This is a genomic window from Serratia sp. CC22-02 (assembly GCF_900182895.1).
GTDB classification, from domain to species: Bacteria; Pseudomonadota; Gammaproteobacteria; order Enterobacterales; family Enterobacteriaceae; genus Serratia; species Serratia nevei.
This window is the reverse complement of record NZ_FXUD01000001.1, coordinates 449105-464878: the sequence shown is the minus strand read 5'-3', so window position 1 is coordinate 464878 and position 15774 is coordinate 449105. Positions and strand designations below refer to the sequence as shown.

Here is a 15774-nt window from a genome sequence, read left to right as displayed (position 1 = left end):
ACCGGTAACATTTTGCGTCTGGCAAGCCCTCTGTTTGGGGGGCTACGCCAGGTCAGAAAAAAGTCGACGAGGGACGCAGAAAGGGGATGGGACTGTTATACGTAAATATTATTGATGTATCTGTGGGCGGAAAGGTTAAGGCGGGATGACGTCAGGTTTTGCTTTCGTGGGCACTTTGGGGGGCGGTTTTAGCGCATCGTCCCGATGCGCTGCTTGCCAGCCAGGGAGGGGGATTTATTGCCGCCGCAGGTTTAATGAATGTTAAGACCGTAGACGAACAGCCACGAAAACAGCAGCGCCAGCAGGCATGCCATAAAAACGATGGAGATCATTTCCTTCACAACTTCATTCCTTTTCCCGGTGAGCTAAATTTACTTCTCTTTGTTTTTGCGCGAGATTTTAGATCGGTATGGGTAAAAATCCTAGTTTTAATCCCGTTTTTTGCTTTGCACGCTGCGTGGATAGGCCATGGCGATGCCGGGAAATCGCGTGCGTTAACCCGTCGTAGCTATTGCCGAACGCCGCGAGCCTGACTATATAAAAATGAGGACTGCGTGACGTCGCCGGTAGCAAGGCGCGCCCCTTAAGGGCTGCAGTTTATCTGTCTATAGCGCTTCCCTAAGATGAAGGAGTCGGCAATGAGCACAAAACCCACTATCGTGCTGGTACACGGATTCTGGGGCGGCGCCGCGCACTGGAGTAAGGTCATCCTCGAGTTGTCGCGTAGGGGATATTCGGCGATGCATGCGGTGGAAATGCCGCTGACCTCGTTGGCTGAGGATGCGGAACGCACGCGCAAGATGGTCGCGCAGCAAGCGGGGCCGGTATTGTTGGTGGGGCACTCTTACGGTGGTGCCGTGATCACGGCAATGGGCAACCTGCCTAATGTGGTCGGCCTGGTCTACATCGCCGCCTTTGCGCCGGACGCCGGAGAAAGCCCCGGCGGTATTACGCAAGCGCATCCTCCTGCGGCGGTGGCGAATCTGGCCCCGGACAGCGACGGCTATCTGTGGATCAAAGCCGACAAGTTTCACGAGAGCTTTTGCCAGGATCTGACTGCCGACGAAGCGCTGGTGATGGCGGTGGCGCAGAAGGCTCCGCTGGCCGATACCTTCGGTAACACCATCGGCGAACCGGCATGGAAACATAAACCGTCATGGTATCAGCTCTCCAGCGACGATCGCATGATAACGCCGGAGAATCAGCGGCACATGGCGCAGCGGCTGCGGGCCAAGAAAGTTATGGTGCTGGATGCCAGTCATGCTTCGCTGGTTTCCCATGCCGCAGAGGTGGCGGGATTGATTGACGAAGCGGCCGGTTATGAATAAAGCCAGGGCAGAAAGGTAATCAAGGTGACAGCCCGCAACAGACTGTCTATTACGTCGGGCTAAAGAGCCGGCGTAATAGGCGCTTATTAAGGATAAGGGTTGATATCGCTATCAAGGGTAATGATGAACATCATCATTAACACCACGAGGGTGGCAATAATGGCGTAGATTTCCGCCTTGCGCATATCGCCTTAACGCCCGTTGACGCCGATCATTTCTATTGCTGCACGATGCAGTCTCTGAAAATAATCATCGGGTTGTTTTTCCACCTCCTGGATAAGGCAGGCGAGCAGATTCTGTTTGGTTATCGGCTTGTTGGCGGTCAGCACCAGCAGCACGCTTTTGCCGAGCAGGCAGCATATTTGCTTATGGTATTCATCAACATCTTGCTTGTTGAGGCCATAGAGAGTGTAGTCGATCATGATGTCTAACCTGCTGACAGGTAAATGCCCGCCGTGGCGGGCTGAGAAGCCATGGAAAAATAAAATGAGGCAAATTTCGCTTAGTAAAGGACTTAAGCGATGAGGTAACGATAACTGAATGGGAATATTCCTATCAAGCCGTGCGGGCCAGGAGGCGAATGTTTAGGAATAACCTCAGAAGCGCAAATAATAGGGAGGGCCGTTCTGGGCAATGTGGCTTATTATTGATATTGGGTTTGTTTAAAAATTAAACATAGATATTCTGAATATATAATGGTGAAAAAGAAACAGCCGGAAAATGTCATTCTCCGGCTGTGGTGACGTTCGCGCGGTGCTATTCACACGGTTTGCTTGCGAAACAGTTCGCGGAATACCGGATAAATATCGTCCGGCTCGCGGATATGCTGCATGGCGAAGTTGTCGAATTTCGCCTGCAGATCCTCATATTCGCGCCACAGCGTCTGATGAGCGCGACGAGTGATTTCTATATAGCTGTAATAACGCACCATCGGCAGGAGCTTCTTCGCCAACAGCTCATGACACAGCGGTGAATCGTCGGCCCAGTTGTCACCGTCCGACGCCTGCGCGGCGTAGATATTCCATTGCGCCGGGTCGTAGCGCTCTTCGACGACGTCGTTCATCAGCTTTAGCGCGCTGGAGACGATGGTGCCGCCGGTTTCTTGCGAATAGAAGAACTCCTGTTCGTCCACCTCTTTCGCCTGGGTGTGGTGGCGAATATAGACCACCTCGACGTTTTTGTAGGTACGGCTCAGGAACAGATAAAGCAGAATGTAAAAACGTTTGGCCATATCTTTGGTCGCCTGATCCATCGAGCCGGACACGTCCATCAGGCAGAACATCACCGCCTGGCTGGAGGGTTCCGGCCGGCGCTCATAGTTTTTGTAGCGCAGATCGAAGGTGTCGATGAACGGCACGCTTTCGATTTTCTTGCGCAGTTCGGCAATCTCCTTGCGCAACCGCTCCTCTTCCAGCAACTGCACCGGTTCAGTGTTTTCCAGCTGGTTCAACTCGTCTTCCAGTTCGTGCAACGCGCGCCTTTTCCCGGCGGTCATGGCGGTACGCCGCGCCAGCGAGTTTTGCAGCGATCGCACGACGCTGATGTTGGCCGGCACACCGTTGGCGGTATAGCCTGCGCGGTGGGTTTTGAACTCGGTCAACTGCTTGTACTGGTTCTTTTTCAGGTTGGGCAGGGCAAGATCTTCGAACAAAAGATCGAGATACTCGTCTTTGGAAATCTGGAAGACGAACTCATCCTGGCCTTCACCGTCCTGGCTGGCGTTGCCCTGGCCGCCGCCACCGCCTGATCCGCCCTGAGGCCGCTCAACGCGATCGTTCTGCACGAAGTGGTCGTTGCCCGGATGCACCCGATGGCGCGTGCCGCCGCGCCCCTGATGAAACATCGGTTCGTTGATATCGTCAGTGGGGATGGAGACCGATTCCCCGCTGTCTACGTCGGTGACCGAACGCTTGTTGATGGCTTCGGCAATCGACTGTTTGATTTGCGACTTGTAACGACGCAAGAAGCGCTGGCGGTTCACCATGCTCTTGTTTTTGCCGTTCAGCCGTCGGTCAATGAAATAGGCCATACTTCCCCCAAACGACGTTGCCAACTCTTCATGTCCCGGCCGCTGCAGCGCAATGTGCCGCCCCTCCGTGGGCTGCGCTGCAACGTCCATGACGGTGGACATGGCCCTGATAATGCCGCTTACCTGAGGCGTTATGAGGATTTTCTGACCCGCAGATACCATTCACACAGCAGGCGCACCTGCTTACGGGTATAGCCTTTCTCCATCATACGGTCGACGAAGTCGTCGTGTTTTTTCTGCTCGTCCGTCGAGGTTTTGGCGTTGAACGAAATCACCGGCAACAGCTCTTCGGTATTGGAGAACATTTTCTTCTCGATCACGGTGCGCAGCTTCTCGTAGCTGGTCCAGTTCGGGTTACGGCCGTTGTTATTGGCGCGGGCACGCAGCACGAAGTTCACGATTTCGTTACGGAAATCTTTCGGGTTGCTGATCCCGGCCGGCTTTTCAATTTTCTCCAGCTCGGCGTTCAGGGACTCACGATCGAACAGCTGACCGGTATCGGGATCGCGATACTCCTGATCCTGAATCCAGAAGTCCGCGTAGGTCACGTAGCGATCGAAAATGTTCTGTCCGTATTCCGAGTAGGATTCCAGATAGGCGGTCTGGATCTCCTTGCCGATAAACTCGGCGTATTTCGGGATCAGGTAGCCTTTCAGGTGCTCCAGGTATTTCTCGGCCAAATCCTGCGGGAACTGTTCGCGTTCGATCTGCTGTTCCAGCACATAGAACAGGTGCACCGGGTTAGCCGCCACCTCGGCGTGATCGAAGTTAAACACTCGCGAGAGGATTTTAAAGGCGAAACGGGTGGAGAGGCCGTTCATGCCTTCGTCAACCCCGGCGTAGTCGCGGTACTCCTGATAGGACTTGGCCTTCGGATCGGTATCCTTGAGGCTTTCGCCGTCGTACACGCGCATTTTCGAGTAAATGCTCGAGTTTTCCGGCTCTTTCAGCCGCGACAGCACGCTAAACCGCGCCAGCGTCTCCAGGGTGCCCGGCGCGCAGGGCGCGTGGGTCAGCTCGCTGTGGTCCAGCAATTTGTCGTAAATCTTGATCTCTTCCGACACGCGCAGGCAGTAAGGTACCTTGACGATGTACACGCGGTCGAGGAACGCTTCGTTGTTCTTGTTGTTACGGAAGGTCACCCATTCGGATTCGTTGGAGTGCGCCAGAATAATGCCGTTGAACGGCAGGGCGGAGATGCCCTCGGTGCCGTTGTAGTTACCTTCCTGGGTCGCCGTCAGCAGCGGGTGCAGCACCTTGATCGGTGCTTTGAACATCTCGACGAATTCCATTATCCCCTGGTTGGCGCGGCACAGGGCACCGGAGTACCCGTAGGCGTCCGGATCGTTCTGCGCGTGGTTCTCCAGTTTACGGATATCCACTTTACCGACCAGCGCAGAGATGTCCTGGTTGTTCTCGTCGCCCGGTTCGGTTTTGGCGATGGCGATCTGTTCCAGAATGGAAGGGCGTACTTTCACGACTTTAAACTTGGTGATGTCGCCGCCGAACTCATGCAGGCGCTTGGCCGCCCACGGCGACATGATGGTGCCGAGATAGCGACTGGGGATGTTGAACTCTTTTTCCAGGATCGAGGCATCTTCCTGCGGATTGAACAGGCACAGCGGATGATCGTTGACCGGGCTGCGTTCGCCGTTGGCGCTGAGGGTATAGATGGGCACGCGCTGCATCAGCGCCTTCAGGCGTTCCGCCAGCGAGGATTTACCGCCGCCCACCGGGCCGAGCAGGTACAGGATCTGTTTCTTCTCTTCCAGGCCCTGGGCAGCGTGTTTCAGGTAAGAGACGATCTGTTCGATGGCCTCTTCCATGCCGTAGAATTCTTCGAAGGCCGGATAGCGTGCGATCACGCGGTTGGAGAACAGGCGCGACAGGCGTGATTCTAGCGCAGTGTCGACCATCACAGGTTCACCGATAGCCATCAGCAGACGTTCGGCCGCGTTGGCATAGGCACTGCGATCTTGCCGGCAAATGGTAAGAAATTCCTGCAGTGTGAACTCTTCGTCCTTGGCAGCTTCGTAGCGCTGGCGATAGTGGTCAAATATGTTCATGATGCCCGTCCTTTCGTTATTAGCACAGGTTAAAGAGAGCGTGTGATAGTGTTCTGGCTCCCGAAAGATGAGAATACGCCTGAGTACAGCAACCCGTATGCCAACTTGGTGCGCTTATTATCGCGAGTTGCGCTGTATGCCACTGGGCCCAGGATAAATTCACCTTCTGATTTAAGCTTAGTTTGCTTGCCGGAAAATTTCCTGCCGCAGAAAAAGCTTTTTTTAAGTCATATCAATGACTCAGTTATTACCGTGTGAGCCAAATGCCTTGTCTGGCGCGGCCTGCGGGATGAAACGTCACCGTTCCGCCATGATTAATTCATAATTCCGCTATAAGTTATTCGATCTTGGTCGTTTTCTATTGTAAAGATTAGGCGCGTAACTAAATTTTCACATAAACTGTTGCAGCTATTAACCCTGTAATTTATGGAAAAAGAACCAGTGAAGATTTCAAAACTCAAAACGCTAGCAATTATCGCTTCCGCAATGGTTTGTGCGCAAAGTGCTCAGGCGGGAACCTGGTCACTCGGCGCTGCCGCGCTGGTTAGCCCGGACGCGTATCGTGGTTATCAGGACCGCGTTTATCCGGTGCCCGTTATCGACTATGAAGGTGACGACTTCTACTTCCGTACTCTGACCGCCGGTTACTACCTGTGGAAGGATCAAGAAAACCAGCTGAGCATCATGGGTTACTACACGCCATGGGGCTACCGTCCGGGCGACAGCGACGACGATCGCATGAAGCGTCTCGACAAGCGCCGCGGCACGCTGATGGCCGGCCTGGCCTACTCGCACAACGCCGAGTGGGGCACCCTCCGCACCACCTTCACCGGCGACACGCTGAACAACAGCAACGGTCTGGTGGGCGATGTGGCTTACCTGTACAAGTTTGATCTGGACGCGCTGACGCTGGTCCCGGGCGTGGGCGTGATGTGGAACAGCAAGAACCAGAACAAATATTACTATGGCGTCAGCGCCAATGAATCGCGCCGCAGCGGCCTGGACAGCTACACCCCAGGCGATAGCTGGGCACCGTATCTCGAGCTGAGCGCCAATTACCAGATCAACAAAAGCTGGAATGCCTTCTTCGTCGGCCGCTATGTGAAGTTGTCTGATGAAGTGAAAGACAGTCCGATGGTGGATAAATCCTACACCGGTTTGTTGATGACGGGTGTGAGCTACACCTTCTAATCACGCATTGCACGATCATCGTGCATGGCGTGCATCAAAAAGGGGCGCTGGCGCCCCTTTTGCACATCTGTGGTGCGCTGCCGCGCACGGCTTTTCAGGCTTTCTTCCGGCTACGGAAGGTCACACCCAAACGGGCCGGTTGTTCGCCGGCGGCGACCAGCGGTTTACTGACGCGCCCGGTCTCTACGCAGACCATGGTCTTGTAACCGTCGTTCGGCATATCCCCCATGCTGCAGGAGAGCTCTACGCCCGGGTTCCAGGCGATAACGTCACTCATATGATGGTGGTGAACCTCGATGGTGCGCGCGAGCGCCGGATCGCGGATCAGGCTGAAGGCCTCGGGGCGGGTGTAGACGCGATCGGTTTGGCCGACAAAGGTCACTTCGCCCGCCTGGCGCGTCTCTGCGCCACCCGCTACCTTGTCGATATAAGGCTCACCCAGGCCCGCCACGCTAACCCGGTCGATGTCGCCCACCTGGAAGTAGCTGTGCAGCGCCGCCGTAGCCTGATAATCGCCGTGCGATTCCAACTCGATCTCGCACTCCACACCCAGCTTGAAGCGGGCAATCAGCGTGAAGGCGTGCGGCCACAGTTTGCGGGTCTGCTCATTGTCTTTCAGGGTAAAGGTCAGGATGACGCCGTTGTCATCTTCATCGTGCGCCGTCAGGCTCCAGGGCTGATTACGGGCAAAACCGTGGGAGGGTTGTGCTACCGGGCCGAACCACGGCCAGCAGATCGGCACGCCGCCGCGGATGGCCTTGCCTTTGGCGAAGGGGGTATTGCTGCTGAGCCAAATCACCGGCTGCTCACCGCTGGGCTGCCAGGCCAGCAAATGGGCGCCTTGCAGCGCGACGGCCGCGCGCACTTTCGGGTGCGACACCACAACCACGCCCAGCTCATCGAGTTGACGCTGGCTGATGTAAGGCGAAATCTGTTCGGAAACGGGCAGGGTGAAAATTTTCTCGTTCATTTCATTACCTTAATGTTTGCCGGAGAGACAAATAAAAAAGGGCGACAAAAATGTCGCCCTCATTATCAGCTTAACATCATGCCATTACTTGGAGATGTGAGCGATCAGGTCTAGAACCTTGTTGGAATAACCGGTTTCGTTGTCGTACCAGGAAACCAGTTTCACGAAGTTGTCGTTCAGTGCGATACCGGCTTTGGCATCGAACACGGAAGTCAGCACTTCGCCGTTGAAATCGGTGGAAACCACGTCGTCTTCAACGTAGCCCAGAACGCCTTTCATAGAACCTTCAGCGGCATCTTTGATGGCTTTCTTGATTTCTTCGTAGGTAGCCGCTTTTTCCAGACGCACGGTCAGGTCAACAACGGATACGTTAGGCGTCGGTACGCGGAACGCCATACCGGTCAGTTTGCCTTTCAGTTCTGGCAGAACAACGCCAACCGCTTTCGCTGCGCCGGTAGAAGAAGGGATGATGTTCTGGGATGCGCCGCGGCCGCCGCGCCAGTCTTTGTGGGACGGGCCATCAACGGTTTTCTGAGTGGCGGTGGTCGCGTGAACGGTGGTCATCAGGCCTTCAACGATACCGAAGTTGTCGTTGATGACTTTAGCCAGTGGCGCCAGGCAGTTGGTGGTGCAAGAGGCGTTGGACACGATGTCCTGGCCGGCATATTTGTCAAAGTTGGCGCCACGCACGAACATTGGGGTCGCATCTTTGGATGGGCCAGTCAGAACGACTTTTTTAGCGCCAGCGGTGATGTGTTTACGTGCGGTTTCGTCGGTCAGGAAGATACCGGTCGCTTCAGCAACCACGTCAACACCCACTTCGTTCCACTTCAGGTTAGCCGGGTCTTTCTCTGCGGTAACACGGATGGTTTTGCCGTTAACAACCAGGTGGCCGTCTTTAACTTCTACCGTACCGTTGAAACGGCCGTGAGTAGAGTCATACTTCAGCATGTAAGCCATGTACTCTGCGTCCAACAGGTCGTTGATTGCAACGATCTCGATGTCAGAACGCTCTTGAGCAGCACGGAAAACAATGCGACCGATACGGCCAAAACCGTTGATACCTACTTTGATAGTCATATATTCCACCAGCTATTTGTTAGTGAATAAAAGGTTGGTTGTAAAATTACAAAAACCTTACCCAGCGTCAAGCGGAATCGTGTCAATTCTTGCGGCAAGTCAAACCGGAAGGGTGGTTTTGCACGCTTATTGCACAGTCCATTTGCGCTCGGCCTCATCCGTTATATGGGGACAAGCCGCCAAGTATAAAGTCAGCATACGCAAGATGTGTGATCGCTATCACAGATCATCGTGACGTGGCCTTTATGGGCTACAGTTTAGGCCAAAAACCCCTGCAGCGGTGTTAATTTTTTGTTATTATTAATCATTGTTTTCGTTGACATTATCCACATTCAGAGATAAGCACAAATGGCTAAAGAGACAACCCCCGGTCATCCGGTCACGGAACTGAATGAAATCCAACGTTATGTGACGCAACAGCGCGGCACCGAAGCGCCGTTCAGCGGCAAATTGCTGCACAACAAGCGCGAGGGCGTGTACCATTGCCTGTGCTGTAACCAGCCGCTGTTCTATTCCGAAACCAAATACGATTCCGGCTGCGGCTGGCCGAGCTTTTATGAGCCGGTTTCCGCCGATGCAATCCGTTATCTTGATGATAATTCACATAATATGCACCGTGTTGAAATCCGCTGCGGTCATTGCGACGCGCACCTGGGGCACGTTTTCCCCGATGGCCCGCAGCCGACCGGCGACCGCTATTGCGTCAACTCCGCCTCGCTGAGTTTCACCGATGGCGAAAATGGCGACCAAACGGCCGGCTAAGTGGTAATTTAACTAACAAAATCGATTCAGCTAATTATTCATCTGTAAGCGAGAAGGGCTCTGATGGACGTGAAAGATCTGATTGCGGCGATGACGCCCGAGATATACCAGCGCCTGGTACAGGCGGTTGAGCTGGGCAAATGGCCGGACGGCGTGGCGCTGACGCCGGAGCAAAAAGAAAACAGCCTGCAGGCGGTGATGCTGTGGCAGTCGATGAACAACGTCGATCCGCAGCACATGAGCATCGGCACCGACGGGCAGATCGTGATGAAGAGCAAGCAAGAGCTGAAACAGCAGTTCGTTGCCGAGCCGCTGGCCAAACTCAAACCGCAGTAAGGTTGCCCTAAAGCGGGGCGATGACGCCATCGCCCCGTCGGTTCACCGTTTTTCGCCCTTGATACCCAGCGATTCCGCCAGCTGCTGCGCCAGCCGGTTGTTATCGTCCGCGCCGTACTCCCAGAACATCGCCCCTCCCAATCCCTGGCTTTTGATGTACTCGGCCTTGATGGCCACCGAACGCGGGTTCTCGTAGGAGATGGCGAACAGCGATTTGCCTGCGGCGGATTGCAGCGTCAGGTAAGGTACCTTGGCGTCGTCATCCCAGTGCTCGTGAAAACGATGCTGCGGATCGTTGAGCAATTTGCTGACGATATCGTGGTATTTAAAGTAGGTGTCTTTGCCGAGATCCAGCCCCAGCGCGTTGAACAGGGCGGTTTCGCGCGTGCTGAAGTATGGCTGCGTCACCGGATGTTTGGCGGCGTCCGGCTTGTCCCAGTCGATGCCCGCCTCGGTCGCCCGCTTCGGTACCCGGCCGTAGAAACCGATGCCCAGGTTCATCTGTGCCGGTTTCAGTCCGGCAGCCAGATAATTCTTTACCACGAAATCGGCGCTGTAACGGTCGGCGGCCGCCACGGTTGGCCAACGCTTTGAATCGTACAGGTTGGCATTGAAATACTGCGTGCCGTAAGCCATGTCGTAGGTCATCAGATTGATGTAGTCGAGGTAAGGGGCAATGCTTTTCACATCGACCCATTCCTGCGGGCTTTTGACGTTGGCCCCGACGGCGATGGTTAACAGCTTGCCTTTACCCAGCGCCTGGTGAAGCTCTTTCAGCAGCAGGGTGAAGTTGTCGCGGTCTGCCGGTTGGCTTTCCACCAGCCCCCAGGCGCCGTTCACCGGATATTCCCAGTCCAGATCGATACCATCCAGCTGATACTGGGCGATCACCTGCAGCGCGGAGCGGATGAATATCGCCCGGTTTTCCGCAGTCGCCGCGGCGGCGGAGAAGCCCCGTGCGCCCCAGCCGCCGACCGACAGCAGCACTTTCAGCTCGGGGTTCTGCTTGCGCAGCGTCGGTAGCCGTTGCAGATCGGCCATCACCTTTGGCGACAGGTAGATCTGGTGGCGGCGAGCGGGGTCTTTCAGCGCCGCATTGGTTTCGTCTTTCTCGCCGTTGTAGATCAGGCCGAACGAATAGTTGAGGTGGGTGATTTGCGTGACGTCCAGTTTGTCGATGTCGCCACCGGGGCCGGCGGTGACGTCGCCGCCGCCGTTGAAGTAACCGACGGAGAGATAAGCCGCCTGGGCCGTGCTTGCGCCGGCCATAGCCAACTGCACCGCCGCCAGCAAAGGCAGCAGTTTTCGGGTTATTTTCATGTCTGTCTCCTTGGGCCGGCAAGGCCGACCGCACCGCCAGAGGCGGTCACAATAAAGCCGGGCTCAGCGGGCCCCGGATGCGTATAACCGGTTGACGCCAAAAGCGTCGCAGCCATAACAGCAAAAGCGCCTGCCGGTCACAAGCCGTTGGGGAAGAAGAAGGGCGGTATTGTGAGCGGCGTCGATATTTTCGCCGCCGCGCAGAGAGGGCGCCGGTGGCACCCGAGAGGATTTAGCTGGCGAGAAATTGTGACAGGGTAACCAGTTGCGCACCGGCGCGCGCCATGTCCTGCAGCGCCCCTTCGCTGTCGTCCGGATGCAGATTAACGCCGCGGCAGCCGTCGACGATCACCTGCGTTGGATAGCCGGCAGCCAGCGCATCCAGCACGCTGAATTTGACGCAGTAGTCGGTCGCCAGGCCCATGATTGCCAGCCGCTGGACGCCCTGCGATTGCAACCAGCCGTGCAGTTCGGTCTGCGCACGGTGGCCGTTATCGAAGAAGGCGCTGTAGCTGTCGATGTCCGTCTCCTGCCCTTTGCGAAAAACGGCATTGATATGTTGCCGCTGCAACCGGGGGTGAAAATCGGCACCGTGGCTCCCTTGCACGCAGTGCACCGGCCACCACACCTGCGGCAGGCCCTCCAGCTCGCCAAGGGTGCCGACCTGCGCATGGGAATTCACCGCAAAGCTGCGGTGATTGGCGGGGTGCCAGTCCTGGCTGGCCACGACCGGCTCGCCACGCGCCAGACAGGCGGCGATCGCCTGATTGGCAACCGGGATGACGGCGTCGCCCGCCGTGACCGCCAGCGCGCCGCCGGGGCAGAAATCGTTTTGCAGATCGATCAACAACAGGGCCGTTTTCATCGCCGCTCCAAAGATCAGTAGGTTAACCGTTGATGCTCAGTTCGCCGCGCAGGTCTTGCTGCATCAGGGCGCGGATTTGTTCCGGCGTCAGCGGCTGGCTCAGCAGGTAGTGCAGCTTGGTCAAGGCGGCTTCCACCGTCATGTCGAAACCGCTGATCACCCCGGCGTGCGCCAGCGCGTTACCGGTGGCGTAGCCTTCCATATTGACGCGCCCGGAGATGCACTGCGTCAGGTTGACCACCACGATGCCGCGTTCGGAGGCCGCACGCAACTCGTCGATCAGCTCGGCCTTTTGCGGCGCGTTACCGACGCCGTAGGAGCGCAGGATCAGCGCCTTGACCGGTTGCAACAGGAAGTTGCGCACCACCGCGCCGGAAATGCCCGGATAGATGGTGACCACGCCGATCGGCTGCGGCGTGATATCGTGCACCCGCAGCGCGCCGTTGCAAGCCGGGCTGTCGATGCCGTGCTGGCGACGAATGTGAATGCCGGCTTCCAGCAGCGGCGGCAGATTCGGGGAGGCGAAGGCGTCAAAGCCGTCGGCGTGCGCTTTGGTGGTGCGGTTGCCGCGGAACAGCTTGTTGTTGAAGAACAGGCTGACTTCGTTCACCGGATGGTTAGCCGCCAGATACAGCGCGTTGAGCAGGTTGGTCTGGCCATCGGAGCGCAGCTCCGCCAGCGGAATCTGCGAACCGGTGACGATCACCGGTTTAGCCAGGTTTTCCAGCATGAAGGAGAGCGCCGATGCGGTGAACGCCATGGTGTCGGTACCGTGCAGGATCACGAAGCCGTCGTAGCGATCGTAGTTCTGTTTGATGTCGTCGGCGATGTGCTGCCAATCTTCCGGCGTCATGTCCGAAGAGTCGATCAATGGCGCATATTCATGAATGGTGAAATCCGGCATTTCCGGGCGATGGAATTCGGGCATCAGCGCCAGCTGGCGCTGCAGGTGGCCGGAAACCGGGATATAGCCGTGATCGGAACGCTGCATGCCGATGGTGCCGCCGGTGTAGGCGACGTAAATGGATTTCTTTTGCATGGTCATGATTTTAACAAAGATAAGATGGGCTGAATTATAGGGGCATGGCGGCAGAAAAAAAGCCCGGCGATGGCCGGGCTGCAGAATTATTTGTTAGCGGACTTCTCCGCAGGTCAGACAGATCGCATAACGGTTTTGCGGATCGTTCAGGTTATTGAACAAGCCCGGCTGTTCTTTCACCGCGTTGGCGACCGAGGCCAGCGGGGCGGGCAGCATGGCCTGAATCGCCGCCGGCAGCATGGCGTGAATGGAAACGCCGAACTGGCTGAGCACCATATCGCTCAGGCTTGGGGTATCGACGAACCAGTCGAGCTGCCACTGCTGCAGCTTCGCCAGCTCGGCGGCTTTCTTCACCGCGTCGTCGAAATCGCCCAATTGATCGACCAGGCCGTTGGCCTTGGCGTCGCTGCCGAGCCAGACGTGGCCTTGCGCGATTTGGTCAACCTGCTGCGGGGTCATCTTGCGCGATTTGGCGACCAAATCGAGGAAGTTCTTATACCCGTTTTCGATGTTCAGCTGCATCATCTGCGAGAACTCTTGCGGTAATGCCTTGGTGACCGCAATGTCGGCCAGCGGCGAGGTCGCCACGCCGTCGGTGTGCACGCCCAGCGTATCCAGGGTTTTCTCGTAGGTGTTGATGATGCCGAAAATGCCGATGGAGCCGGTCAGGGTGCTCGGGCTGGCGATGATGTAGTCGGCCGGCGTCGAAACCCAGTAGCCGCCCGACGCGGCCATGCCGCCCATCGACACCACCACCGGTTTGCCGGCGGCGCGCACGGCGGCCAGTTCGGAGCGGATCACTTCGGATGCGCTGACGCTGCCGCCCGGGCTGTTGACGCGGAACACCACGGCCTTGATGGCCGGATCCAGGCGCGCCTGGCGCAGCTCGGCGGCGGTTGTGTCACCTCCGACGTTACCCGGCGTCTGCGGGCCGTCCATGATGGCGCCGTTGGCGAACACCACGGCGATCTTACCGCCCTGGTTGGCGTCCGGCTTCGGCTGGTAGTCGTAGATGCTGGTGGCGTTGAAATCGTTCGCCTGTTTATCCCAGCCGAAGGCCTTGACCAACTGATTTTCGATCGCGGTGCGCGAGGCCAGCTCGTCCACCAGCTTATTGTCCAGCGCATAGCGGGCGGTGTCGCCACCGGCCGCCTGCAGGCCGCTCAGTACGCCGGCAGCGCCCGGGAACAGCTGCTGCGGCGTCAGCTGGCGGTTGGCCGCCACGGTTTCCAGATAGTTCTGCCACAGGCCGCCAATCCAGCGGCTGTCCGCTTCGCGCGCCGCCGGGGACATATCGTCGCGGATCAGCGGCTCGACCGCCGATTTATAGGTGCCGACGCGGAAGATATTGGTGGTGACTTTAAGCATGTCCAGCAACGACTTGTAATACAGGTTGTTGGTGGCGAAACCGTGCAGATCGACCGCGCCCTGCGGCGACAGGTAGATTTTGTTGGCGTAGCTGGCCAGGAAATATTGCGTCTGGTTATAGCTGTCGCCGATGGCGAAGATCGGCTTGCCACTGTCGCGGAACTCGCGCAGCGCCTTGCCGATATAACGCAGTGACGGTTGATCGGCGCCGGCGAAGTCATTCAGCTGCAACACCATGCCGGTAATGTTTTTGTCGTCTTTGGCCTTGCGGATGCTGTCCACCACGTCGAACAGCGAGTTTTCCTGCAGGCGGCTGCTGGAGGCACCCAACAGTTCGCGGCCCCATTGCCGCACCCGGTTGTTTACCGAAGGCTGATCGACCACCACGCCGCTTAAGTCAACCAGCAGCGCGCCGCGCGCCGGGGCCGTCGAGGTGGAGGAACTTTGGAAGGACAGATAGATGCCGACCCCAACCAGGATCAGCAAGACCAGGAACAGGTTAAGGATCAGTTCCCTGATAAAATTCAGCAGACGCCATGTCCACCGGAAAATGCCGGCAATAATTTGCCACAATGTGCGCATGTGCTCTCCAACAAGAGTCGAGAATGTTCCGCTATCCTAATGAGCGGCCGGGTAAATGTCAGCTTTAAATCGTGGCACGCAGACGCTATCGCCGAGGCTGTAACTCGTCGTTTAGCTATGTTAACGTGGCCGGAATGAAAATTGTTATCAGGAGTTTACGATGGATGCTCTGGATCTTTTATTGAATCGCCGCTCGGCTTCGCGCCTGGCGGAACCGGCGCCGGCGGGGGAAGTGCGTCAAAATATCATCAACGCGGGCCTGCGTGCGCCCGATCACGGCGCGCTGCAGCCGTGGCGTTTCGTGATGATCGAAAATCAGGGCCTGGAGCGCTTCAGCCAGCTGCTGCAGGCGGCGGCGAAGCAGGATCAACTGGACGAAGCGGCGATCGAAAAGGCCACCAAGGCGCCGTTCCGCGCACCGCTGATCATCACCGTCATCGCCCACTGTACTGAAGAGACCAAGGTGCCGCGCTGGGAGCAGGTGGTTTCCGCCGGTTGCGCGGTGCAGGCGATGCAGATGGCGGCGCTGGCGCAGGGCTTTAACGGCATCTGGCGCACCGGCGCCTGGACCGAGCATGCGCTGGTGCGCGAAGCCTTCGGCTGCCGCGAGCAGGATGAGATCGTCGGTTTCCTCTATCTGGGCACGCCACAGCTGAAGGCCGCCACCAAGGTGACGCCGCCGGACAGCGCGCCTTTCGTCAGCTATTTCTGAGTTTTCTCCCGCGGGGCGCGGCGAAAATGCGCCAAACCCCGCAAAATTGCATGGTTTCTGAGCAGGCCGTTCGCATATCGGCGGCCCGCTCTTATCAATCCCCTCGGCAAGCGCTACCCTATGATA

The 15774-nt window shown here is 57.2% G+C and carries 14 protein-coding genes; 5 read left to right on the top strand and 9 right to left on the bottom strand.

Annotation, left to right across the window (positions count from 1 at the left end; genetic code table 11):
* The first annotated feature begins 638 nt into the window (after positions 1-638).
* The gene (locus tag QOL81_RS02125; protein WP_283439597.1) at positions 639-1328 is read left to right on the top strand and encodes an alpha/beta hydrolase; all 690 of its coding nucleotides are present in this window, start codon (positions 639-641) and stop codon (positions 1326-1328) included.
* Between the two features lie 191 nt (positions 1329-1519).
* Here QOL81_RS02125 and QOL81_RS02120 read toward each other — a convergent pair whose 3' ends face one another.
* The 3 genes from QOL81_RS02120 to yeaG all read right to left on the bottom strand — a co-directional run bounded on the left by QOL81_RS02120 (position 1520) and on the right by yeaG (position 5423).
* Positions 1520-1750, bottom strand: coding sequence for a biofilm development regulator YmgB/AriR family protein (locus QOL81_RS02120; RefSeq protein ID WP_060423848.1), 231 nt, complete (start codon positions 1748-1750; stop codon positions 1520-1522).
* Between the two features lie 338 nt (positions 1751-2088).
* Positions 2089-3357: a YeaH/YhbH family protein gene (locus QOL81_RS02115; protein WP_060423846.1), complete on the bottom strand. Its 1269-nt coding sequence runs from the start codon at positions 3355-3357 to the stop codon at positions 2089-2091.
* Between the two features lie 131 nt (positions 3358-3488).
* Complete coding sequence (gene yeaG / locus QOL81_RS02110; RefSeq protein WP_004932230.1) at positions 3489-5423, bottom strand: protein kinase YeaG; 1935 nt, start codon at positions 5421-5423, stop codon at positions 3489-3491.
* A 426-nt stretch (positions 5424-5849) separates the two neighbouring features.
* On the opposite strand from yeaG, the gene QOL81_RS02105 reads away from it, so the two are divergent.
* Positions 5850-6614: a MipA/OmpV family protein gene (locus QOL81_RS02105; RefSeq protein ID WP_015378103.1), complete on the top strand. Its 765-nt coding sequence runs from the start codon at positions 5850-5852 to the stop codon at positions 6612-6614.
* Positions 6615-6708: 94 nt separating this feature from the next.
* Here the strand turns inward: QOL81_RS02105 and QOL81_RS02100 are convergent, their stop codons facing one another.
* Together QOL81_RS02100 and gapA are read right to left on the bottom strand one after the other, a co-directional pair.
* Entirely contained in the window at positions 6709-7584 is an 876-nt protein-coding gene (locus QOL81_RS02100; RefSeq protein ID WP_169318483.1) for a D-hexose-6-phosphate mutarotase, read from the bottom strand.
* 84 nt (positions 7585-7668) lie between these two features.
* Positions 7669-8664 (bottom strand): glyceraldehyde-3-phosphate dehydrogenase, encoded by a 996-nt coding sequence (gene gapA, locus QOL81_RS02095; RefSeq protein WP_004932222.1) that lies wholly within the window; start codon positions 8662-8664, stop codon positions 7669-7671.
* Between the two features lie 348 nt (positions 8665-9012).
* Here gapA and msrB point away from each other — a divergent pair, with 348 nt between their 5' ends.
* Together msrB and QOL81_RS02085 are read left to right on the top strand one after the other, a co-directional pair.
* Positions 9013-9426, top strand: a complete 414-nt coding sequence (msrB, locus tag QOL81_RS02090; RefSeq protein ID WP_004932219.1) for a peptide-methionine (R)-S-oxide reductase MsrB — start codon at positions 9013-9015, stop codon at positions 9424-9426.
* Positions 9427-9489: 63 nt separating this feature from the next.
* Positions 9490-9762 (top strand): YeaC family protein, encoded by a 273-nt coding sequence (locus tag QOL81_RS02085; RefSeq protein ID WP_033634809.1) that lies wholly within the window; start codon positions 9490-9492, stop codon positions 9760-9762.
* Positions 9763-9804: 42 nt separating this feature from the next.
* On the opposite strand, the gene chiD is transcribed toward QOL81_RS02085, so the two are convergent.
* The 4 genes from chiD to sppA all read right to left on the bottom strand — a co-directional run bounded on the left by chiD (position 9805) and on the right by sppA (position 14936).
* Positions 9805-11082, bottom strand: coding sequence for a chitinase ChiD (gene chiD / locus QOL81_RS02080; RefSeq protein ID WP_060423840.1), 1278 nt, complete (start codon positions 11080-11082; stop codon positions 9805-9807).
* A 232-nt stretch (positions 11083-11314) separates the two neighbouring features.
* Positions 11315-11947, bottom strand: a complete 633-nt coding sequence (gene pncA, locus QOL81_RS02075) for a bifunctional nicotinamidase/pyrazinamidase (RefSeq protein ID WP_070913642.1) — start codon at positions 11945-11947, stop codon at positions 11315-11317.
* A gap of 22 nt (positions 11948-11969) precedes the next feature.
* Positions 11970-12986, bottom strand: coding sequence for an asparaginase (ansA, locus tag QOL81_RS02070; protein WP_047730911.1), 1017 nt, complete (start codon positions 12984-12986; stop codon positions 11970-11972).
* Positions 12987-13079: 93 nt separating this feature from the next.
* Positions 13080-14936 (bottom strand): signal peptide peptidase SppA, encoded by a 1857-nt coding sequence (sppA, locus tag QOL81_RS02065; RefSeq protein ID WP_060439795.1) that lies wholly within the window; start codon positions 14934-14936, stop codon positions 13080-13082.
* A gap of 160 nt (positions 14937-15096) precedes the next feature.
* Between sppA and QOL81_RS02060 the strand changes: the two genes are divergently transcribed.
* Entirely contained in the window at positions 15097-15648 is a 552-nt protein-coding gene (locus QOL81_RS02060; RefSeq protein WP_060423835.1) for an NAD(P)H nitroreductase, read from the top strand.
* Positions 15649-15774 lie beyond the last annotated feature (126 nt).

Bases quoted from the DNA above. Each gene is read 5' to 3' on its own strand.
- QOL81_RS02125 (WP_283439597.1), top strand. From the start codon at position 639: ATGAGCACAAAACCCACTATCGTGCTGGTACACGGATTCTGGGGCGGC.
- QOL81_RS02120 (WP_060423848.1), bottom strand. From the start codon at position 1,750: ATGATCGACTACACTCTCTATGGCCTCAACAAGCAAGATGTTGATGAA.
- QOL81_RS02115 (WP_060423846.1), bottom strand. From the start codon at position 3,357: ATGGCCTATTTCATTGACCGACGGCTGAACGGCAAAAACAAGAGCATG.
- yeaG (WP_004932230.1), bottom strand. From the start codon at position 5,423: ATGAACATATTTGACCACTATCGCCAGCGCTACGAAGCTGCCAAGGAC.
- QOL81_RS02105 (WP_015378103.1), top strand. From the start codon at position 5,850: ATGGAAAAAGAACCAGTGAAGATTTCAAAACTCAAAACGCTAGCAATT.
- QOL81_RS02100 (WP_169318483.1), bottom strand. From the start codon at position 7,584: ATGAACGAGAAAATTTTCACCCTGCCCGTTTCCGAACAGATTTCGCCT.
- gapA (WP_004932222.1), bottom strand. From the start codon at position 8,664: ATGACTATCAAAGTAGGTATCAACGGTTTTGGCCGTATCGGTCGCATT.
- msrB (WP_004932219.1), top strand. From the start codon at position 9,013: ATGGCTAAAGAGACAACCCCCGGTCATCCGGTCACGGAACTGAATGAA.
- QOL81_RS02085 (WP_033634809.1), top strand. From the start codon at position 9,490: ATGGACGTGAAAGATCTGATTGCGGCGATGACGCCCGAGATATACCAG.
- chiD (WP_060423840.1), bottom strand. From the start codon at position 11,082: ATGAAAATAACCCGAAAACTGCTGCCTTTGCTGGCGGCGGTGCAGTTG.
- pncA (WP_070913642.1), bottom strand. From the start codon at position 11,947: ATGAAAACGGCCCTGTTGTTGATCGATCTGCAAAACGATTTCTGCCCC.
- ansA (WP_047730911.1), bottom strand. From the start codon at position 12,986: ATGCAAAAGAAATCCATTTACGTCGCCTACACCGGCGGCACCATCGGC.
- sppA (WP_060439795.1), bottom strand. From the start codon at position 14,936: ATGCGCACATTGTGGCAAATTATTGCCGGCATTTTCCGGTGGACATGG.
- QOL81_RS02060 (WP_060423835.1), top strand. From the start codon at position 15,097: ATGGATGCTCTGGATCTTTTATTGAATCGCCGCTCGGCTTCGCGCCTG.